The 20,044-nt window shown below is 69.9% G+C and carries 19 protein-coding genes and 2 riboswitches; of the genes, 15 read left to right on the forward strand and 4 right to left on the reverse strand.

The annotated features are described in order from the left end of the window. From VGZ23_18510 to VGZ23_18520, 3 genes are all read left to right on the forward strand, one after another. Nucleotides 1-740: DUF5666 domain-containing protein (locus VGZ23_18510; GenBank protein ID HEV2359587.1), on the forward strand; the 740-nt coding region annotated here is incomplete at its 5' end. Between the two features lie 91 nt (nucleotides 741-831). Beyond that, nucleotides 832-918, forward strand: a riboswitch (cyclic di-GMP riboswitch). A 53-nt stretch (nucleotides 919-971) separates the two neighbouring features. Further along, complete coding sequence (locus VGZ23_18515; protein HEV2359588.1) at nucleotides 972-2,477, forward strand: sialidase family protein; 1,506 nt, start codon at nucleotides 972-974, stop codon at nucleotides 2,475-2,477. Nucleotides 2,478-2,563: 86 nt separating this feature from the next. Beyond that, nucleotides 2,564-2,863: a MazG nucleotide pyrophosphohydrolase domain-containing protein gene (locus tag VGZ23_18520; protein HEV2359589.1), complete on the forward strand. Its 300-nt coding sequence runs from the start codon at nucleotides 2,564-2,566 to the stop codon at nucleotides 2,861-2,863. Between the two features lie 11 nt (nucleotides 2,864-2,874). Here VGZ23_18520 and VGZ23_18525 read toward each other — a convergent pair whose 3' ends face one another. From VGZ23_18525 to VGZ23_18540, 4 genes are all read right to left on the reverse strand, one after another. Then, a complete protein-coding gene (locus tag VGZ23_18525) occupies nucleotides 2,875-4,800 on the reverse strand; it encodes an LAGLIDADG family homing endonuclease (GenBank protein ID HEV2359590.1) in 1,926 nt (641 codons plus the stop codon). 79 nt (nucleotides 4,801-4,879) lie between these two features. Beyond that, the gene (speB, locus tag VGZ23_18530; GenBank protein HEV2359591.1) at nucleotides 4,880-5,743 is read right to left on the reverse strand and encodes an agmatinase; all 864 of its coding nucleotides are present in this window, start codon (nucleotides 5,741-5,743) and stop codon (nucleotides 4,880-4,882) included. A gap of 49 nt (nucleotides 5,744-5,792) precedes the next feature. Beyond that, a complete protein-coding gene (gene speE, locus VGZ23_18535) occupies nucleotides 5,793-6,644 on the reverse strand; it encodes a polyamine aminopropyltransferase (GenBank protein HEV2359592.1) in 852 nt (283 codons plus the stop codon). Next, nucleotides 6,641-7,132 carry an arginine decarboxylase, pyruvoyl-dependent gene (locus VGZ23_18540; protein HEV2359593.1) on the reverse strand — a complete coding sequence of 164 codons (492 nt, stop codon included), beginning with the start codon at nucleotides 7,130-7,132 and terminating at the stop codon, nucleotides 6,641-6,643. The genes speE and VGZ23_18540 overlap by 4 nt, the downstream gene beginning before the upstream one ends. A gap of 147 nt (nucleotides 7,133-7,279) precedes the next feature. Between VGZ23_18540 and VGZ23_18545 the strand changes: the two genes are divergently transcribed. The 12 genes from VGZ23_18545 to VGZ23_18600 form a co-directional block, all read left to right on the forward strand. Next, nucleotides 7,280-9,055, forward strand: coding sequence for a hypothetical protein (locus VGZ23_18545; GenBank protein HEV2359594.1), 1,776 nt, complete (start codon nucleotides 7,280-7,282; stop codon nucleotides 9,053-9,055). Nucleotides 9,056-9,218: 163 nt separating this feature from the next. Then, on the forward strand, nucleotides 9,219-9,389 hold the full coding sequence (gene rpsU / locus VGZ23_18550) for a 30S ribosomal protein S21 (protein HEV2359595.1): 171 nt from the start codon (nucleotides 9,219-9,221) through the stop codon (nucleotides 9,387-9,389). A 148-nt stretch (nucleotides 9,390-9,537) separates the two neighbouring features. Beyond that, nucleotides 9,538-10,050, forward strand: coding sequence for an NUDIX domain-containing protein (locus tag VGZ23_18555; protein ID HEV2359596.1), 513 nt, complete (start codon nucleotides 9,538-9,540; stop codon nucleotides 10,048-10,050). 154 nt (nucleotides 10,051-10,204) lie between these two features. Continuing rightward, nucleotides 10,205-11,452 carry an aspartate aminotransferase family protein gene (locus tag VGZ23_18560; GenBank protein HEV2359597.1) on the forward strand — a complete coding sequence of 416 codons (1,248 nt, stop codon included), beginning with the start codon at nucleotides 10,205-10,207 and terminating at the stop codon, nucleotides 11,450-11,452. Next, nucleotides 11,449-14,130, forward strand: a complete 2,682-nt coding sequence (alaS, locus tag VGZ23_18565) for an alanine--tRNA ligase (protein ID HEV2359598.1) — start codon at nucleotides 11,449-11,451, stop codon at nucleotides 14,128-14,130. The genes VGZ23_18560 and alaS overlap by 4 nt, the downstream gene beginning before the upstream one ends. A 16-nt stretch (nucleotides 14,131-14,146) precedes the next feature. Then, entirely contained in the window at nucleotides 14,147-14,623 is a 477-nt protein-coding gene (gene ruvX, locus VGZ23_18570) for a Holliday junction resolvase RuvX (GenBank protein HEV2359599.1), read from the forward strand. 38 nt (nucleotides 14,624-14,661) lie between these two features. After that, nucleotides 14,662-15,891, forward strand: coding sequence for a hypothetical protein (locus VGZ23_18575; protein ID HEV2359600.1), 1,230 nt, complete (start codon nucleotides 14,662-14,664; stop codon nucleotides 15,889-15,891). Further along, nucleotides 15,881-16,486 carry a TlpA disulfide reductase family protein gene (locus VGZ23_18580; protein HEV2359601.1) on the forward strand — a complete coding sequence of 202 codons (606 nt, stop codon included), beginning with the start codon at nucleotides 15,881-15,883 and terminating at the stop codon, nucleotides 16,484-16,486. Before VGZ23_18575 ends, VGZ23_18580 begins: the two co-directional genes overlap by 11 nt. A 56-nt stretch (nucleotides 16,487-16,542) precedes the next feature. Further along, nucleotides 16,543-17,073 (forward strand): hypothetical protein, encoded by a 531-nt coding sequence (locus tag VGZ23_18585; protein HEV2359602.1) that lies wholly within the window; start codon nucleotides 16,543-16,545, stop codon nucleotides 17,071-17,073. 86 nt (nucleotides 17,074-17,159) lie between these two features. Then, a riboswitch (cyclic di-GMP riboswitch) is annotated at nucleotides 17,160-17,245 on the forward strand. Nucleotides 17,246-17,395: 150 nt separating this feature from the next. Then, the gene (locus VGZ23_18590) at nucleotides 17,396-18,556 is read left to right on the forward strand and encodes a type IV pilus twitching motility protein PilT (protein HEV2359603.1); all 1,161 of its coding nucleotides are present in this window, start codon (nucleotides 17,396-17,398) and stop codon (nucleotides 18,554-18,556) included. Continuing rightward, nucleotides 18,553-19,650 (forward strand): PilT/PilU family type 4a pilus ATPase, encoded by a 1,098-nt coding sequence (locus VGZ23_18595; protein HEV2359604.1) that lies wholly within the window; start codon nucleotides 18,553-18,555, stop codon nucleotides 19,648-19,650. Before VGZ23_18590 ends, VGZ23_18595 begins: the two co-directional genes overlap by 4 nt. A gap of 56 nt (nucleotides 19,651-19,706) precedes the next feature. Next, nucleotides 19,707-20,044: sigma-70 family RNA polymerase sigma factor (locus VGZ23_18600; protein HEV2359605.1), on the forward strand; the 338-nt coding region annotated here is incomplete at its 3' end.

Here is a 20,044-nt window from a genome sequence, read left to right on the forward strand (position 1 = left end):
GCACCGTCTCGCTCGCGATCGGCGGCCCGAGCACCGCCGACGTCTTCGAGGGCGGGACGATGTGGCGGACCCACGCGCTCTCGGGCACCCACGTCGTCCACCTGCTGGCGCAGACGGTGGTCGCGGACACGACGTCGCGGCCGCTCGCGGCGGACCTCCTCCGGACCGGCGACCATGCCACGGTGTGGGGCGTGATGCGTCCGGATGGCGAGATCATGGCGCTGTCGATGATGGTGTCGACGCCGCGTCCGGCGGCGCAGTCCTCGTCGGGGCCGAACCCCGGCGTGGCCGGCGTCGTGGCGGCGCGGTCGGGCTCGACCCTCGACGTGGTGACCGACACCGGGACGCGACACGCGGTGCTCCTGACGGCCACGACCCAGGTCCACGTCGACAGCGGCACGGCCGCCGCGTCCGCGATCGCGCCGTTTGACGTCGTGCGCATTGACGGCCCGGTAAACTCGGATGGAAGCCTCGTCGCGGCGCGCGTGACCGTCGAATTCATGGCGTCCCAGGGCGCGCAGGTCTCCGGGCCGATCGAGTCGGTGCACGGCGAGGTCGGCGGTCTCGTGGTCGGCGGCACGATGGTCTGCACGTCCGCCCAAACCTACCTCGTGCGCGGCGCGTCGCGGCTGTGGCTCCCGCAAATGGCGGCCGGCCGCCCTGTGACCGCGTACGGCTGGCCGATCGTGGCCGGCGGCACGCCGGTCGGCCTCGCGGCGCGCGTGGTCGTCGTCCGGTGAGTCCGCCGCTCCGTTGACAACTGATCGATCGTGTGCTGTTATATGTGTTGTTTAGAGCTCCTGCACTAGAACTGAACTGTACCACGCTCCTCCGCAAGAAAGGCAAACCCAGAGAGATCTGGGGACGCAAAGCCACGGGACAGGCCAGCGCTGCTGGCAAGTCGGCCGGGTTGCCGGACGGGGCTCAGGCGCAAGGACCTCCCGCGGCATGAGAAGGGGGGTTCTTGTTTTATGCGACGGCCGGCTGCTCTTGTGATCGCCCTGCTCCTGATCGCCGGTGGGTCGTCCGCATTTGGCGGTGCCATGCTGACGTTCGGGCCGCTCGTGACCGTTTCCGGCTCGCCATTCACGCTCGGATGCAACGGGGCGTCCCAGACCGGCAGAAACTTCCCGGGCGCGGAAGTGGAGCCGTGGGTTGACATCAACCCCACCAGCACGAACAACGTCGTGGCCGCCTGGCAGCAGGACCGCTGGTCCAACGGCGGCTCGAACGGACTCGTTGCAGGCGTGTCGTTCGACAGCGGCGCCACCTGGACCCGGACGATGGCGCCCTTCGCCCACTGCGAGGGCGGGAATGCGAGTAACGGCGGCGACTTCGAGCGCGCGAGCGACCCGTGGGTCAGTTTCGGCCCCACCGGGACCGTCTACCAGGTTTCCCTCTCCTTCAACGACTCCAATCCCAATAGCGCCGTGCTCGCGAGCAAGTCGACCGACGGCGGTCTGCATTGGAGCAACCCGGCGACGGTGATCCTGGATACGACCACGACGGTCTTCAACGACAAGGAATCAATCACGGCCGACCCCGCCAACGCAAGCCTCGTCTATGTCGTCTGGGACCGGCTCGTCGTCCCCACCGGGCGCGCCCGGGGCTTGTCGTTCGAGCATGCCATCGGCTTTCACGGGCCGGCGTGGTTCTCCCGCAGCACCGACGGCGGCAATACGTGGGCGGCCCCGCGGATCATCTTCGATCCCGGCGAGGTGAACCAGACGATCGGCAATCAGATCCTCGTCCTGCCCAACGGGAACCTCGTGGACGGCTTCAACCTGATCTACAACTTCAAGAACGCGCAGGGCGTGCGCGGCTTCAACGTCGCCCTCATCCGGTCCGCCGACAAAGGCCTGACGTGGTCCAGCCCGGTCATCGTGAGCAAGCTTCTCTCCAAGCCGGTCAACGACCCCAACACGGGCCAGGCGATCCGCACCGGCGACATCCTGCCGGCGTTCGCCGTGGACCGCAAGAGCGGCCGGCTCTACGCCGTTTGGATGGACACCCGGTTTACGGGGAAGGACGACATCGCGTTCGCGACGTCCGGCGACGGGGGCGTCCACTGGACCACGCCGGTGAAGATCAACCAAACCCCCGGCAACTCGCCCGCGTTCACCGCCTCCGTGCAAGTCGGCCCCGACGGCCGGATCGCCGTGACGTACTATGATTTCCGCTCCGTGGCCGCGGGAAACATAACCACGCTGCCGACCGATTACTGGGTGGTGAACTGCTTCAGCACCTGCACCAAGCCGGCCAGCTGGACGGAGCAGCACCTCGCCGGTCCATTTGACATGCTGCTCGCGCCGCCCACCACCACCGGCTTCTTCGTGGGAGACTACGAGGGCCTGGGGAGCGCGCTGCAATCGACGAACGACGTGTTCCAGCCCGTGTTCGTCATGACGCTGTCGGGGGGAGATCCCACCGACGTGTTTACGCGGTCGGCCACGACACCTGAGATGTTGAGCCCATAGCCGGCGGCAGCGGCCACAGAAGGGAGACCTCTCCGGAACTCCGAAAAGGGCTCCTCACTTCCACCAGGAGTAGGGGCCGTGTGCATATGGACCTGGCATCGCTGCAGGCTCGGATCGCCGCGACGTTCGGCGAGCGCGATCGCGCCCGCGGGGCGGACGGTACGTTTCGCCGCCTCGTCGAAGAGGTCGGCGAAGTCGCGAAGGCGATGCGCGGCGGCGACCGCGGCGCCCTCGCGCTGGAGCTCTCCGACGTCCTGGCGTGGACGCTGAGCGTCGCCGTCCTCTACCACGTCGACCTCGACCGCGCCGCGGCCCGCTACGGCGCCGGGTGCCCGCGGTGCGGCGCGTCCCCGTGCGGGTGTCCGGCCGACGCCGGGGCGCGCTGACCGGCCGGCGGTCAGAACAAGTCCAGTTGCGCCGGCTCCCGGGGCGGCGCGGGATGGCGCCGCGCCTCGATGCCGTGCCGCTGTTTGGACGCTTCCACGATCCCGCCGACGCCGGCCCGGTAGGCCTGGGGGGCGTATTTGCCGCGGTACATTCGTAGATAGCGGGGGACCAGCCCCGGATGCCGCGCCCGCAAAAACCCGAAGAACGAGTCCCGCGTCACGTCGCCGAGATGCAGCACGTTGTGATGGACGAAATGCGCGCCGTGGTCGCGCGCGGCCCTGACGACGCCGTCGAGCGCGGCCGGATCGTCGGTCAGCCCCGGTACGATCGGCGCCAGAATGACGCCGGCGCGTATGCCGGCCGCCGCGAGGCGCTGCACCGTCCGCAGGCGCTGCGCCGGCAGCGCCACGGTCGGTTCGATCTCGCGCGCGATGCGCGCGTCGGTCGTGACGAGGCTGACGCACACCGTCACGCCGGCGCGGCGGTCCAGTTCCGTGAGCAGGTCGAGATCCCGGAGGATCAGTGGCGAGCGGGTCACGATGCCGGCGGGCGTGCGGGACTCGCTGAGCGCCGCGAGGATGCGCCGGGTCAACCCGTATGTGCCCTCAATCGCCTGGTAGGGATCGGTGGCCGTCCCCAGCGCGACCTCTTCGCGCTTCCAGCCGGGCCGTCGCAACTCGCGCCGCAGGATGTCCGGGGCGTTCACTTTGGCAAAGATTTTCGAGGACCACTCCTGTACGCCGTCCTCCTCGAGGAACCAATGGGTCCGGCGGGCGTAGCAATTGTGGCTCACAACGCCGTTGGCAATGAAATCGCCGGAGCCCGTGGTCATGTCGAAGAGCCGGCGGATACCAAGCGGTTCAATCGAGACGATCGGCACACGCAGATTCTTTAACGTTCGTCCGGCAACGCTACGTTTCCTTGAGATGGCCGGATCGACGGTGTGGAAGAAACGCAGATGCTCGCGCAGGCCGCGAACAATCCGGATTTTCGTGATCCGCGTTGCTCTCCCGTTCGACTGGTGCTCGAGGGCGAAAGCGAAACCAAATCGGGTCAAACACTGTATCGCGTAGTGAATGATGGTCGAGTTGGTGTTGGAGATTCGCAGAATTCCCCCCGTCCAGCTTCCCTCCGCGTCGAAGATCCCTGCCAGGAAACCTTTGCACCATTCGAGAGACGGCTCTGCCGGCCACGCCACGATTCTCTGAACCGCTTCCACGTGACGGCGTGCGCTCGTACCGATAGCGTGCGCTGCTCGCCAATTTCCCTGCGCCCCTTGGAAGCTGAAGGCGCGCGTGGGTACGGCAAAACGTCTGAGGTACTCGCGTGCACGATTCAGGGCATCGCCGTCGGTGAGAGCAAGGCGAAACTGCCATTGATTGCCGTGAGATCGGCCCGGCCGATCGTACTGATAAGACGCCAGCAAACCATCTCCGCGTATCATCCCGCATAGATAACCGCGTTCGTACTCCGCGTTTTTCGTTGGAGGCGTAGCGAACGCGCCGATTCCCGTCAGTGCGTTGTTGACCGTCAGGTGTGGGCGCCTTCCTGCACCCTGGTCGGTTCCGGTGATGAACTTCCATCCTCTGTTGCTCAAGAAGCGATGATCTTCACTCGCAATGAGTTCGGTTCCGTCACCAAGTGTCACACGAAAGGCCGGCTTTTCGGCGCCCCAGCGGGCAAGGACCGACGTTCGGGCAAAGCGGCGATACCGACCATATCGGACTGTCCCGACGACTTGGTCGCCGACACACACGGCGTCCAGACGTCTTGCCGTACCGTCTGCCATGAGAATTGCCGTTTCGCCAGAGAGGCAGAAGGGGCATCCATGGGAGCAACCCCGGTAGGGGTTGATCGACCAGCGAAACGGCATCCCCTCGACGCGGTTCAAAACGGATTTGACCTGGACTTCGACGATCTCGGGGGTCGTTGACATGTTGCTGCCATGCTAGAGCGAACATATGTTCGTGTCAATACCGAACAACGAAAGGTTCATGTGAAGCCGGGCGATTGCGCTACACCCGTTCCTGCTCCCCGCGCAACCGGCGGTGCGGTGCCGTCCTCGGCGCGAACAAAAGAATCATTTCGCGGACGAGGGATGCGGCGAGGACCGCCGTGCGTCCGCTTGGATCGCAAGGCGGGGCGACCTCGACCAGGTCCATCCCGACGATGCGCCACCCGGCCAGACTTCGGAAGGCCTGCAGCAGGTCGCGGAAGCGGACGCCCATGGGCTCGGGGTTGCCGGTGCCGGGGGCTTCGGACGGATCGAGGACATCGATGTCGACGCTGAGGTAGAGCGGCCGGCCGGAGAGCCGCGCGAGCACCGCCGGTGGGACCGCGGCGCCCGGCTCGCAGCACAGGGCGCGCGCGCGCGCCAGGTCGAACTCGTCGCGGGTCCCGGCCCGGATGCCGAGTTGTGCGATCGGAACGCCGCCCTCGAGCAGCCGCCGCATCACGGTCGCGTGCGCGATCCGCCGGCCGTCGTACTCCTCCCGAAGATCGGTATGGGCGTCCCATTGGATCACCGCCAGATCGGGATGGCGGGGCGTGAGCGCCTGCACGACGCCGAGGGTGATCGTATGTTCCCCGCCGAGGACGACCGGCACGCACGGCGGCAGCTGCCGGCGGACCCTCCGCACCATCACGGCGGGATCGAGGCCTTCGACGGCCAGGTTGCCGCCGTCCGTGAACGGCACGTCGGCGAGATCGCGGCCGAGCACGGGACTGTAGGTCTCGATGCTGTCGGACGCCCATCGGATCGCGTCGGGACCGAACCGGCTCCCGCGCCGGAACGACGCGGTCGTATCATACGGGATCCCGAACAGCGCGAGGCCGCCGGGCACGACGGCGCCCGGCGGCCTCGCGCCGAGAAAGCTCACCCGCGCGACCGCCGCGCCGGCGCCGGGATCGTCCGCGGCCGCGCCGCGATCATGTGTCGCTCTCGATCGCGTCCAATAGAAATGGGGGCGGTGCGAACGCGGCCTGGTGGACGAGCGGCGTGTAGTAGCGGAGCCCGAACCCCTCGATCCGGCCGGCGATCGCCTCCGGTGCCGTGCGCAGCGGGTCCGGTCCGAGCGACGCGAGGGTGAACGACCACAGCACCCCCGGGTACTCGATGACCGACGCGACGTAGGTGCGCACGACCGGAAAGATCGGCCGGAGCGTGCGCCGGACCGCGTGGATCAAGTCCCGCTGGTAGATCGCGGAGCCGGACTGCACGACGAGGATCCCCTCCGCCGTCAGCCGGCGCGCGATCGTGCCGTAGAAGTCGGGGCTGAACAGCCCGACGGCGGGTCCCTGCGGATCGGTCGAGTCGACCAGCACGACGTCGAAGCGCTCCGCGGTCTCGCCGACATAGGCGATCCCGTCACCGATTACGAGCGACGCGCGCGGGTCCTCGAACGCGCCCCCCCCCACGCCGGCGAGGTGCTGCCGGCTCGCCCGCACGACGGCCTCGTCGATCTCCACGAGCGTGGCCCGGTCGAGCGGATGCTTCAGCGCTTCCTCGAGGGCCCCGCCGTCGCCGCCGCCGATGACGAGCACGCGCCGCGGCCGGGGGTGCGTGCAGAGGGCGGGGTGGGCCAGCATTTCGTGGTAGACGAACTCCTCGCGTTCGGTGGTCTGCACCGCGCCGTCGAGCACGAGCATGTGACCGAAGAGGGGACTCTCGTAGACCTCGAGGTGCTGGTACGGCGTCCGTTCCTCGTGCACGAGGCGCGTGACGCGGAACGCCGACGTGAAGTCGGGGCTGCCCTGATCCGTCAGCCAGGCGCCCCTCATCGCGCCGGCCCGCCGCCGAGTCCCGCGGCCGCCGGCCAGAAGAGCGCCAGGGCCACCGCGGACCCGACGCGTTCGACCGTGTGCTCGGCCGCGATCACGATGACCTCGTCGAGCGCAAGGCCGCGCATGGCCATGCCTTCCACGACCATCATCCTGGCGGCGCGCTCGGCGCCCGCCCGGCCCTCGTGGCCCGAGTATTCCATGATCACGCCGTGATGCTCGCGGGACAGCCCCACGCCGAGCGCGGCGCTGATGACGTCGCCCGGACGGGCGCTCGAGATCCGCGCGAAGACGGCCGGCATCAGAATTCCCGATGGGTAGGACGGCAATTCGATGACCCGGGCGCCCGGGGGGACGATGCTGGTCACGCGGAGGAAATTAAGGTCGGCGACCCCGGCATCGCGCAGGGCCCGATCGAACGCGTTCAGCTCGCTCCCGCCTTCGCCGTGCCCGGCGACGAGGGACAGCGCTTTGGGAGGCTGCCACATGGCCCTCCATATTCCAACACGACCGAAGGCGCTCCTCCGGCCGGCGCGGCGCCGCACCGGGGAGCCCTCACCCGACGCCCGACGAAGGAAGATCGTGGGTATTAGTGTATTGTGATACCCATTTCCGTCGCGATGAAGGGAGGACGTATGGCGGGACGCGTATTCGTTGCCGCACTGGCCGTCGTGCTCATGCTGCCGTCTGCCGCGGTAGTCACGATCCAGGCACCGCCGGCATTCGCTCAAGGAGTTCTTCCAGCACCCGCTCCCACAACGCCCGCTCCGTCCACATCCGCTCCGTCGCCCGCCGTTCCGTCGGGGGCCGCTCCGATTGTTCCCGCCCCGGGCGCCGCCGCGCCGGCGCGGGCGAGCGATCGCTTCGGCGTCGATCTCGCTTCTCGGGCGAATCCCGTCGGTGCGCCGGTACATCCGGCCACGGTGTCGATCGTCGGCGCCGGATGGGTGCGGTTGACCGTGGATTGGGACGCGACGGAACCGGCGCGCGGCAAGTTCGCCTGGACGGTGCTCGACGGCGACGTCCGGCGCGCGGCGGCCGAGGGCGAGCGCATACTTGTGACGGTTCAACGAATGCCCCGGTGGGCGGCGCTCACGCCCGACGCGGCCGCGGCGGTGTGGAGCCACGAGCCGCCGCGATCGATCGCCGACTGGTCCTCGTTTGTGCGCGCGATCGCCGAGCGCTACCGCGGCCGGGTGGCCGCGTGGCAGATCGAGCCGGATCTGGAGTTCGCGACGTTTCGCGGGACGACGCGCGATTACCTCGACATGCTCCACGCCGCGCGGCTCGCCGTCCGGCAGGCGGACCGGAACGCCCTGGTCGTCGCCTCGACGCCCCCGGCCATCGATCTGCCGTTCATGAAGCTGCTGTTCGGTCGCGCCGGCGACGACTTTGACGTCTTGATGATCTACCCGCGCGGCCGTACGGCGGGCGACGTCGTCGAAGCGCTCGGCACGCTCCGCGCCCGCAAGATTGCCGACGCGCGCCACGAGATCTGGCTCAGCGCGCGCACGGATTGGCCCGAACCGGTGCAGCTGGCGGTGACGGCCTTCGCCATGGGCGTCTCGCGCGAATTTTGGCAGGCGTTGACGCCGTCGATCGTCACGGTGCTTCGCAAGATCGGCACCACCATGTTTGTCGGGCCGCTCGACCGCGGGCCGGGGGTCTACGCGTTCGTGTTTGCAAACAGCGAGGAGCGCACCGCGGTGCTGTGGTCGGACGGCGCGAGCGACGCGGTTCCGCTGGCGACGAGGGGCGCCACGGTCCTCACGGGCAGCGACGGCCAGCCGCGGACGCCCGGCGAGATCGGGAAGGTCCCGGTCGGCCCCGACCCGGTGTTCGTCGGCGCGCCCGCCGACGCGGTCCTGGACGAGGCCGCGAAGACGCTCGCGGCGGGGCCGATCCAGATTCCGCGCGCTCCCTCGCGCGATTTCTCCCGGGCCGACAACGTCTCGGCCGAGCTCGGCGCGACGAATGCCGAACACGGGCTGTACAATCAGCAGTTGCGCGGTCTGCCCTCGGGGGCGGTTGTCCCCGTGGCGGTCGACGGCGCCTCCGCGGTGCGCACCGATCAGCAGAAAGACGCGGTCTACGTGTACTTTGCGATCGACGATTCGTACGCGTACTTCGTGGACGGCCGGTACGACTATCTGGTGACGGTCGACGTGCACCGGGCCGGCGGTCCGAAGCAGGTCGGGTTCAACCTGATGTACGATTCCATGTCCGGCTACCGGTTCTCGGCCTGGCAGTGGGTGGACGCGGGGGACGGCTGGGCGTCGTACACGATCCGGATCTCCGACGCGTCGTTCAGCAAGACCTGGGGGTGGGATTTCGCCATCAACGGCGCGGGCGACAAGAAGGAGAATCTCGTGGTCCGCAAAGTCACGGTCACGCGGATTCCGGCCCAGTAACGGCCCGCGGATTCGCGAGGCGCGCGACGGACGCTCGGTTGCTCCCCGCGCGTACCGCGTGTATAATGGCGCCATCGTCACGGCACGCGTTGGCTCGCGCAACAGGCACGCTTCGGCTCACGCCGTAGGCACGGTTGGCTCGAGACGCGCTGGGGGTGGACCGGTGACCGAAGTACGGATCGGGAAGGACGAGACGCTCGACAGCGCGCTCCGGCGCTTCAAGCGCCAGGTCAAGCGGTCCGGCATCCTCACCGACGCCAAGCGGCACGAACACTACGAGAAGCCGAGCCAGAAACGCCGCCGCCGCGCCGCCCGGCGCAACAAGCGCCATTAAGGAGCGCCCCCGGGCCTCGTTCACATCACCAAGCCCGGGGTCCCCAAGCATTCGCGTCTGTCCGGCGAATTCTTGGGGGCGGCGGGCTTCCCGTCGCGACGCCACGGCGCCGCCTCCGTGTCCGCGGGCCAAGCGTGCAGGGAGGACCATGGCGCCAGACGCCCGCCGCAAAGTGAAGCGCGCCCGCAGCGCCGGGGGCGTAATCTACCAGCCGCCGGCGGCCGGGGCCGCGGAGGGCCGGGTGCTGCTCCTGCAGCATGAGACCGGCAAGTGGATGCTTCCGAAGGGCACGATCGAGCGCGGCGAAACACCGGACGGAGTGGCGCTGCGCGAAGTGGCCGAGGAGACCGGGCTTCGCAACGTCCGCATCGTGGCCGACCTCGGCGAAGAGCACTACATGTTCTTCTGGAAGGCCGAGGACACGTACTACGACAAGACCGTTCATTACTACTTGATGGAGTTTCTCGGCGGCGAGGAGCCGCGTCCGCAGCGCGAGGAGGGCTTCGTGCGCTGTGAGTGGGTGACGATCCCGGAGGCCCTCGACCGCATCAAGTACAAGGAGACCCGCCAGGTGGTCCAGCGGGCGCGCACCGCGCTCGAGCAGGGCGCCGGGATGCCGGCCGCCGATGCGGCGCCCACCCCCGATGCCGCGCCCTCCTAAGCGCACCGCACCGCGCCACCTCGATGCAGGTACCTCCGGCGCCGCAGACCCGCCGCGTGAGCCAAAGCGCGCGCGGGGCCGGGACGCGACGCCCCGGGGGGGCCATGACGCGGTTGTCCGCGGTCTTCCGTCCGGCGAGGCGCGTGACCGGCTGGTGCAGGACACGCTCGAGCGCTACCGCCGCTACCTGAACCCCGGGCTCGCGCGGCTGTACCGGTTCGGCGGCACGGAGACCGTCGAGTGGGAAGCCGAGGGCTGCTTCGTGTGGGACGCGCACGGCCGGGCCTACATCGACTGTGCGTGCGGGCCGGCCATCTTCAACGTCGGCCACCGGCATCCACGGGTGCTGGCCGCCGTGCGCGAGCAACTCGACCGGATGCCGATGTCCGTGCGGACGATGCCCAGCGTGCCGCAGGCGGCGCTCGCCGAGCGTCTCGGCACGCTCGCGCCGGGCGACCTCCAGTACTCGTTCTTCTGCAACAGCGGCGCCGAGGCGGTGGAGGGCGCGCTCAAGCTGGCGCGCCTTGCGACCGGCCGGCCCGGCATCGTTGCGATGCGCGACGCGTTTCACGGGAAGACCTTCGGGGCGCTGTCCGCGACCGGCCGGGAGCACTACCGCCGTCCCTTCGAACCGCTGGTCCCCGGGTTCGCGCACGTGTCCTTCGACGACGTCGCCGCCCTCGAGGAGGCGATCGGGCCGGAAACGGCGGCCGTCATCCTCGAGCCGATCCAGGGGGAAGCGGGCGTCGTCCTGCCGCGGCCCGGCTACCTGCGCGCCGTGCGGGAGCTGTGCGATCGGCGCGGGGTGCTGCTGATCGCCGATGAGATCCAGACGGGACTCGGCCGCACCGGCCGGTTGTTCTGCGTGGAACACGAGGGCGTGGTGCCGGACATCATGACGCTCGCCAAGGCGCTCGGCGGCGGGGTGATCCCGATCGGCGCGTTCGTGGCCCGGCCCCGGCTGTGGGACGATCTCGGCCGCGATCCCTACCTGCATTCGTCTACCTTCGGCGGCAATCCGCTGGCCTGCCGGGCCGCGATCGCGACGCTCGACGTGCTGGTGGACGAGCGGCTGCCCGAGCGGGCGGAGGCGCTCGGCGGGCAATTCCTGGACCGCCTGCGCGCCGTGCGGGCGCGGCATCCCGGGATCGTCCGCGACGTGCGCGGCCGCGGCCTGATGATCGGCCTGGAGTTCACGCACAGCGATTACGCGCTGCTCGTCTCCGCCGAGGCCGGCCACCGCGGCGTCATCACCTTCTACACGCTCAACAAGCCCGAGGTCATCCGGATCGAACCCCCGCTCGTCATCACCCCGGACCTGATCGACCGCGCCGCGGACGGCATCGAGGGCGCGGTGGCGGAATCCGAGCGCCTGCTCGGCGAGGTGGCGGAACAGCCGTGACCGCATCGGAGATCCGCGAGGTCTTCCTCCGCTACTTCGAAGCGCGCGGCCACACGCGCGTGCCGAGCGCCTCGCTCGTGCCGGCCGGCGACCCGACGCTGCTCTTCACCAACGCCGGCATGGTGCCGTTCAAGGACGTGTTCCTGGGCCTGGAGAGCCGGCCGTACCGGCGCGCGGCCTCCGTGCAGAAGTGCATGCGGGTGAGCGGCAAGCACAACGACCTGGAGAACGTCGGCCCGTCGCTGCGCCACCACACCTTCTTCGAGATGCTCGGCAACTTCAGTTTCGGCGATTACTTCAAGCGCGACGCGATCCGGTTCGCCTGGGAGTTCGTGACCGGCCCGCTCGGGCTGCCGCCCGAGCGGTTGTTGTTCACGGTGCTCGCGGGCGACGACGAGGCGGCCGGGGCGTGGGCGGAGCTCGGCCTGCCGTCCGAGCGCGTGCTCGCGATGGGCGAGACGACGAACTTCTGGACGATGGGGGACGTGGGGCCGTGCGGGCCCACGAGCGAGGTCCACTACGATCGGGGCCCCGCCGCGTGCACGTGCGGGCGTCCCGACTGCAGCGTCCGGCTCGACAACGGCTGCGACCGCTGGGTGGAGTGTTGGAACCTGGTGTTCATGCAGTACACGCAGGCGCCCGACGGCACTCGGACGCCGCTGCCGCGACCCGGCGTGGACACGGGGATGGGCCTCGAGCGGATCACCTCCGTCATCCAGCAGGTGCCGAGCAACTACGACACCGACCTCTTCCTGCCGATCCTGGACCGCATCCAGGCGGTCCTCGGACACACCGCGGAGGAGCGCGCCGCCCACGCGGTGGCCTACCGGGTGCTCGCGGACCACGGGCGCGCCATGACGTTTCTCACCGCGGACGGGGTGGTGCCGGGGAACGAAGGCCGGGCCTACGTGCTGAGGATGATCATCCGGCGGGCGGTGCGGTTCGCGCGCCGCGCCGGCGCCACGACGCCCGTGCTCACCGCCCTCGCCGATGCCGTCACGGAGGTCATGGAGACCGCGTATCCTGAGCTTGGGGCGCAGCGGGCGTTCATTCACAATGTCCTCGGCGCCGAGGAGCGCCGGTTCGACCAGACGCTGGAAGCCGGGCTCGCGCGCCTCGATGATGTGATCGCGGAGGTCAAGCGCGCCGGGCGGGCCGTCGTGCCCGGCGCCGACGTCTTCCGCCTGTACGACACCTACGGGTTTCCGCCGGACCTGACCCGGGACGTCGCGCGGGAACACCGTCTCGAGATCGACGACGCCGGGTTCGCCGAGGAGATGGCGCGGCAGCGGGAGCGCTCCCGCAGCATCGGCCGGGAATACTTCGAGGCCGGAGGCGAGCGCGCCCGGTACGGCGATCTCCGCCCCGCCGGCCCGACGGCCTTTGTCGGCTACGAGACCCTCGAGACCGACGGCCGCGTGCTGGCGCTGCTCGTGGGCGGCCGGCGCGTGCCGGAGGCGCGGGGGGGTGATGCGGTCGAGGTGATCTGCGACCGAACGCCCTTCTATCCACAGTCGGGCGGACAGGTCGGGGACGCCGGCACGATCGAGGCGGAAGCGGGTGGACCGGCCGGCGTGGTGGATGTGGAAGACACCGAGCGGCCGCTCGCCGATCTCATCGTGCACCGGGGGCGCGTGCGGACCGGCGTGTTGCAGGAGGGGGGGCGCGTGCGGCTCGCGGTCGACGCGCGGCGCCGGCGCGACATCATGCGCAACCACACCGCCACGCACCTGCTGCACGCTGCGCTCCGTGACGTACTCGGGGAACACGCGCGGCAGGCCGGGTCGCTCGTCGCGCCCGACCGGCTGCGGTTCGACTTCGCGCACATGCGGCCGCTCACCGCCGAGGAGCGCGCGCGGATCGAGGCGCGCGTCAACGAGCAGGTCCTCGCCGCGCTGCCGGTCACAACGGAGATCAAGCCGTACCGGGAGGCGGTCGCTTCCGGCGCCACGGCGTTGTTCGGCGAGAAATACGGGGATACGGTGCGGGTCGTCAGCATCGACGGGTACAGCCGCGAACTCTGCGGCGGCACGCACGTGCGGACGACCGGAGAGATCGGGCTCTTCCTGATCACGGGTGAGGGATCGGTGGGGGCGGGGATCCGGCGGGTCGAGGCGGTCACCGGCCGCGCGGCCGTCGCGCGCGTCCGCGGCATGGAGGAGACCCTTCGCGCCGCGGCCGCGGCCCTTCGCGTCCCGCCGGAGGAGGTGCCGGCCCGCGTCCGCGCGTTGACGGAACGCGTGAACACGCTCGAGCGCCAGGACCAGGCGGCGGCGGCGGCGGCGGCGGCGGCGGCGGGTCCGGACCTCGACGCCATCCTCCGCGCCGCGGCCGACGTCGACGGGCTTACGGTCGTCGGGGTCGCCGTCCCCGGAGCGGATCAGTCGGCCCTGCGGGCGCTCGGCGACCGGCTGCGGGAACGCCTGGAGCCGGGCGTGCTGGTCGCCGCGTCGACCGGCAACGGCCGCATGGAAATCGTCGTGATGGCCACGGCCGGTGCGGTCGCGCGCGGGGCGGAGGCGCGCCGCGTGATGCGGGTGCTGAACCGGCGGCTGGGATCGCGGGGCGGGGGACGGCCCGAGCTGGCTCAGGGGGGCGGGGGGGACCCCGCGCGCCTCGGGCCGGTGCTCGCCGACCTCGGGGCCGTCGTCCGCGAGGCGCTGTCCTCGCCGGCGTGAATCGAGGCAGACGGACGTGGGGAGGCCGGAGTCCGGTGCCCGGGTGCTCGCGCTCGACCTCGGCAGCCGGCGGCTTGGCGTCGCGCTGAGCGATCCGAGCGCGACGATCGCCGCCCCTCTCGAGACGGTTCCGGTGACCGGGCCGCGGCGAGCCGCGGAGCGGGTCCGGGAGATCTGCCGCCGCCATGACGTCACCCTCGTGGTCGTCGGGTGGCCGCGTAACATGGACGGCACCCGCGGTCCGGCGGCGCGCCAGGCGGAGGCCTTCGCCGAGCGGCTGCGCAGCCTGCTCGCGGTGCCTGTGGAATTGTGGGACGAGCGGCTGTCCACGGCCGCGGCAGAACGGGTCTTGATCGAGGCCGACGTCCGCCGATCCGAACGGCGGGGCGCGCGCGACCGCGTGGCCGCCTCCTTCATCCTCCAGGCGTATCTGGATGCCCGCCGGAACCGTCTGAGCCGGATCGACTCTGGGCATAACGAAGATCGGCCATGAGGGGCACAATTGGCCGCGTCTTGCGGCGTGGGTGGACGATGGGAACGGCGGGAGTCGTCGTAGCCGTCGCATTCGCGGGCGGATTGTTCTCGGTGGCCGCGGACGTGATCGCCGCTACGGGCGCCGCGCCCACGCTCATCGTACCCGGCCGGTCCATCGGTCCCGCCGTGCTCGGCATGACGATGCGTGAAGCTGAGGCCGCGCTCGGCCCCGCGGTCGTGGAGGGACCGGTCCGGCGGGTCTACCCGCGGGCCGGCGTTGCGGTAGATTTTGACGCCGGGGTCGCCGTCCGCATCTGGACCGCTGCGCCGAGATACCGGACGGCCGCCGGCGCCGGCGTTGGCATCGCAGACACGGATGCGGCGCGGTTGGTGGGCGACGACAATTCCACGATGACGATCTCCGGCCACGACACGACCGTCGCGTACATCTTCCGCGGGATCGGGTTTGTGTTCCGCAGTGGACGAGCAATCGAGGCGTTTGTCGAGGAACCGATCGCGCTCAGCCCGCCGCCCCCTTCTGCCGCGGCGCCGGCGACCCCGGGAGCGCCGCCCATCGTCGTGCCAGGAGGCCCGCCGCTTCCGCCTGCGGGCTCGGCTGCTCCGGCGAGCCCGGCATCGCGGGTCGCTCCGCCCACCGGTGCGTCATCTGCCGCGGCGGCCGCCATCGGAGTGGCGTTGCGCGATGTGAGCGCGAGCGTCCTGATGGTCGGCGGCCTGACCGTGTCCGGCACCGTCGAGAACACCGGGAAAGGGCCGGCCGGGCCGTTTACGGTCATCGCAAGCTTCACCCGCGCGTCGGGTGACGACGTCGAGCGGCGGCAGGTCATCCAGGGTCCGCTCGCGCCCGGAGCGAGCGCCCCGTTTGTGGTGGGAGCCGTCGCGGTGGCCGACATCATCATCCGCTACCAGGTCGCGGTGGTGACCGAGGCCGGGACCTTGGCGGCGGCGACCGCCCCGGCTTCGGTGCCCGCGTCGGCTTACGCGACCTTTGCGCAACGGCAGATCCACGTCAAGATTGATCTCGGCGCGCCGTTCACCGGAATCGGGCCCCCGGCGGTGCAGGTCCTGGTGTCGGTCGCCGATACCGGCGCGATCCCGGCGCAGTGGGTGCAGCAGATCACCGTTGCCGTGACGTATATGGCCGGCGGTGCCGCGGGATCGCAGACGACCGAGTTGCGTCCTGGAGAGACCCGGACGATTCTCGTGCCGGCGGGCGCGACCCTCGGGGTCCCTCAGGTGACCGCTGTGGTCCTCAATGGGCAGTAGCGTGGTGCGCCTCCCCAGAGGCATGGGTCCGGCGGCGCTGGCGGTGCTGGTGCTGTTCGCCTTGGCGCTCGGTATCACAGCACTTCGCACGGTATTGCATACAGGCGCCGGCGAGGTGGCCGGTCAGAGCGTCGCGCCGCGCGCGCGCGTCGGAACGGATCCCGGGGCCGTCGCGCCCGCGTTTTCCGCGTTGCCGTACCGGGGTACCGCGCCGGTCACCCTGGCGCAGTTTCGCGGCCACCCCGTCGTCCTGAACTTCTGGGCCTCGTGGTGTCCGCCGTGCCGCGCCGAAATGCCGGCCCTCGAGGCCGCCTACCAGCGGTATCGCGCCCGCGGCGTCGTCGTGATCGGTATCGACGGCGCGAGCGATACCATGTCGGCGAGCCGGCGGTTTCTGATGGATCGAGGCGTCACATACCCGGTGGGGCGTGACAACCGCGGGCAGGTGGCCGCCGCGTACCGCGTGACTGCCTTTCCGACGACGTTCTTTATCACCGCCGGCGGCCGTGTGGCCGGCACGGCGTTGACGGGTGGGTTTACCGGTCCGGACGGTACGAAGGAGCTCACGAAGCAAATCGAGGCACTACTGCGCTAGGGGGGGCTGCCATGCCGCAGATTTTGTGTGCCGGTCGACGTGCGACGTTGGTCGCAGTGGTACTTTCTCTTATCGGGGGGTCGGCCGCCGCCGTGCTGGCCCAGACCGCCCCTCCGCCCGCCGCACCCCCGGCCTTGCTGGTGGTCCCGGGGCTCGGGGTTGGCCGGTGGACGCTGGACCACAAACTCGCCGACTATGTTTGGCAGTTCGGCGTGCCCCAGGTCAGGGCGAGCGGCACCGATGTGGTGTTCCGGCCGCAGATGGATGAGACATCGTGGGCCACCCCGCCGCTCGCCGTCGTGTACCCACCGTCCTCCGACACCGTCTGGGCCGTCGGGACGAGCGATCCCGGGGCGCAGACGATCGACAAGGTCGGCGTTGGGTCGACGGAGGAGCAGGTGACCACGGCGTATAATGATGCGACGGTCGTGCTCCAGGTGCCGTTGCGGTCGAAAACCCTGATCTACGACGCACGCGGCATCGCCTTCGAACTCGCGTACGTCCCGGCGACCGGGCAATACGGCGCGGCGCACCGCGTGTTTGTGTTCCGGCCGGGGCTGGCGCGGGCAATCTGGAGACTTCCGTGAGGTTGTGCCGAACCCTTGCCGAAGCCTCTTGACTTTTCTCGTCACTTGTGATTGAATGGCTGGGCTAACAACTTCATAGCAGGACCGCTTTGTAGGGGCAAACCCAGAGCGATCTGGGGACGCAAAGCCACGGGACTGGCCGGGAAACCGGAAAGTCAGCCGGGTTGCCAAAGTCGGCACTCGACGCTCCCCGTGGCCCCGGGGGGCTTTTTTTATCCCCCCGGGGCCACACCCTCAGCAGCGACCGTCTCAGCCGCGACGCAGGTGTCGCGGATCGGCACCCCGGCAGACTGGACCTGGATCCATTCGGCCGGGGGGCACGATGGACATCACGGAACTGCTGGTCATGACGCGGGAGCGGGAAGCCTCCGATCTCCACCTCACCGTCGGAAATCCCCCGACGCTGCGGATCCACGGGAAGCTCGTCCGCCTCGACTACCCGCCGCTCGGCGCCACGTCCCTCCACGAGATGCTCTACGACGTGCTCACAGACGAGCACAAGGCCCGGTTCGAAGACACCCACGACCTCGACCTGTCGCTGGAGCTGCAGAACGTCGGCCGGTTTCGTGTGAACGTGTTCGTCCAACGGCTCGGCGAGGCCGCCGTGTTCCGCCTCATTCCCACCGTCATCAAGGGGCTCGATCAGCTGGGGATGCCGCCGGTGTTGCGGACGCTTGCGACCAAGGACCGCGGCCTGGTCCTCGTGACCGGCCCGACCGGCTCCGGCAAATCGACGACGCTCGCGGCCATGGTCGATCTCATGAACAAGGAACGCACCGACCACATCATCACGATCGAAGACCCGATCGAGTTCGTGCACGAGCACAAGAGCTGCATCGTCAACCAGCGCGAGGTGGGGCCGCACACCAACTCGTTCAGCGCGGCGCTGCGGAGCGCCCTCCGCGAGGACCCCGACATCATCCTCGTCGGCGAGATGCGGGACCTGGAGACGATCGCGATGGCGCTGACCGCGGCGGAGACCGGTCACCTGGTTCTCGCGACCCTGCACACGAACAGCGCCGCCCAAACCGTCAACCGGATCATCGACGTGTTCCCGCCGCACCAGCAGGAGCAGATCCGTGTGCAGCTGTCCGAGGCGCTGCTCGGGATCCTCGCGCAGACGCTGATCCCCAAGGTGGACGCGCGGGGCCGCGTCGCCGCGGTCGAGATGCTCGTGGCGAACGCCGCCATCCGCAACCTGGTTCGGGAGGGCAAGACCTTTCAGATTCCATCGATGATCGAAACCGGCGCCAAGGAAGGCATGATCAGCCTGGATCAGAGTCTGCGCGATCTGCTCCGGCGCGGGCTCATTTCGCCCGAGGACGCCTTCCGGCGGGCGATCGACCGAGACGCGTTTGCGGCTGCGAACCCCGCCCGGCAGGCCCCGGTCAACTCCGTCCGGCCGGCGGCGGGCAAGGCCGACGCGTCGGTGCTGCGGCAGGTCGGCCCCGCCGCCGTGGTTGGGGGACGGGACGACCGATGAGCGCCGTTCCCTACACCCTGCAGGATCTATTCCGGGCGACGGCCACGCACGAGGCCTCCGACCTGTACGTGAAGGCGGACACCTCCCCGATGTTCCGGATCGCCGGGACGGTGGAAACGTCGGGCCTGCCTGCCCCGTCGTCCGACGCCGTGGACGCCCTGCTCGACGGGATCATGACGCCCCGGCAGCGCGAGGCGTTGCGGAACGCGGGGCACGCCGACTTCGCCTACTGGGAACCGTCGCTCGGCCGCTTTCGCGTCAACGTCTACCAGCAGCGGGGGACGGTGGCGCTCGTGGCCCGCCGCGTCCGGCAGGACATCCCGTCGTTCGAAGAGCTGGCGCTCCCGCCGGTGCTGACGGAACTGGCGTTGACTCCCCGGGGCCTCGTCTTGGTGACCGGACCCGCCGGATCCGGCAAGTCCACGACGCTGGCCGCGATGGTCGACTACCGCAACCGGACGTCTCCCGGGCACATCATCACGATCGAGGACCCGATCGAGTACCTGCATACCGACCGGCAGAGCATCATCAGCCAGCGGGAGATCGGCACGGACGCCGACTCGTTCGCCTCCGCTCTGCGGGGAGCGCTGCGCCAGACGCCGGACGTGCTGTTGATCGGCGAGATGCGCGACGCCGACAGCGCGACCGCGGCCGTGTATTTCGCGGAGACCGGGCACCTCGTGCTGAGCACGCTGCACACGATCAATGCCAACCAGGCGCTCGACCGGCTCCTGCACTTCTTCCCGCCGGAGGTCCACGGGGAAATTTTTCTGCGGCTTGCCTCGACGTTGGTCGGCGTCGTCGCGCAGCGGCTCGTGCCGCGCGCGGACGGCAACGGGATGGTGCCGGGGGTCGAGGTCCTTCGGGCGACCCCGCGCGTGCGGGATCTCATCCGGCGGGGCGAGATCGGGCAGCTGCGCCAGGTCATGGCGGAGGCGCGCGACCTCGGCATGCAGACGTTCGACGATTCGTTCTTCGAGCTCTACCAGCGCGGGCTCATCAGTGTCGAGACCGCGCTCGAGTCCGCCGAGAGTCCGAACGACCTGCGGCTGCGCCTGCGGGGTTTTGCGCCGGCCGGCCGCCGCACGACGTGACGACGGGTTTGCGAACAGATCCCGGTCGCGGAGGCCGGGAGGCGGGGGGGAGAGAGATGGAGCGGCAGGCAGTCACGGAGCCAATGGATACGGGACGGGAGAAGCGGATGCCGGTGCGGCAGACCCGCGCGCCCGGGCGGGCCGCGGGCGATGTCGAGGCGGCGGACCCCGCCGAGGTGCTCGGGATGTTTGCGGAGTACCGCCGCACGGAGGACAGGACGCTGCAGCAGGCGCTCGTGCTGCGCTACCTGCCCCTGGTACACCGGATCGCGCGGCGGTACGTGCGGCCCGGCGCGTCGCTCGAGGACCTGGTGCAGATCGGGTCGATCGGGCTGATCCACGCCGTGACCACCTTCGATCCGGCCCGCGGCGTCAAGTTCGAGACGTACGCGTT

It is taken from the genome of bacterium, from assembly GCA_035945995.1.
Classification (GTDB): domain Bacteria; phylum Sysuimicrobiota; class Sysuimicrobiia; order Sysuimicrobiales; family Segetimicrobiaceae; genus DASSJF01.

Excerpts from the sequence above, each read along its gene's own strand:
- VGZ23_18545 (HEV2359594.1), top strand. The coding sequence starts at position 7,280 with ATGGCGGGACGCGTATTCGTTGCCGCACTGGCCGTCGTGCTCATGCTG.
- VGZ23_18515 (HEV2359588.1), top strand. The coding sequence starts at position 972 with ATGCGACGGCCGGCTGCTCTTGTGATCGCCCTGCTCCTGATCGCCGGT.
- VGZ23_18555 (HEV2359596.1), top strand. The coding sequence starts at position 9,538 with ATGGCGCCAGACGCCCGCCGCAAAGTGAAGCGCGCCCGCAGCGCCGGG.
- speE (HEV2359592.1), bottom strand. The coding sequence starts at position 6,644 with ATGAGGGGCGCCTGGCTGACGGATCAGGGCAGCCCCGACTTCACGTCG.
- VGZ23_18540 (HEV2359593.1), bottom strand. The coding sequence starts at position 7,132 with ATGTGGCAGCCTCCCAAAGCGCTGTCCCTCGTCGCCGGGCACGGCGAA.
- VGZ23_18595 (HEV2359604.1), top strand. The coding sequence starts at position 18,553 with ATGAGCGCCGTTCCCTACACCCTGCAGGATCTATTCCGGGCGACGGCC.
- VGZ23_18580 (HEV2359601.1), top strand. The coding sequence starts at position 15,881 with ATGGGCAGTAGCGTGGTGCGCCTCCCCAGAGGCATGGGTCCGGCGGCG.
- VGZ23_18575 (HEV2359600.1), top strand. The coding sequence starts at position 14,662 with ATGGGAACGGCGGGAGTCGTCGTAGCCGTCGCATTCGCGGGCGGATTG.
- VGZ23_18590 (HEV2359603.1), top strand. The coding sequence starts at position 17,396 with ATGGACATCACGGAACTGCTGGTCATGACGCGGGAGCGGGAAGCCTCC.
- VGZ23_18525 (HEV2359590.1), bottom strand. The coding sequence starts at position 4,800 with ATGTCAACGACCCCCGAGATCGTCGAAGTCCAGGTCAAATCCGTTTTG.
- VGZ23_18520 (HEV2359589.1), top strand. The coding sequence starts at position 2,564 with ATGGACCTGGCATCGCTGCAGGCTCGGATCGCCGCGACGTTCGGCGAG.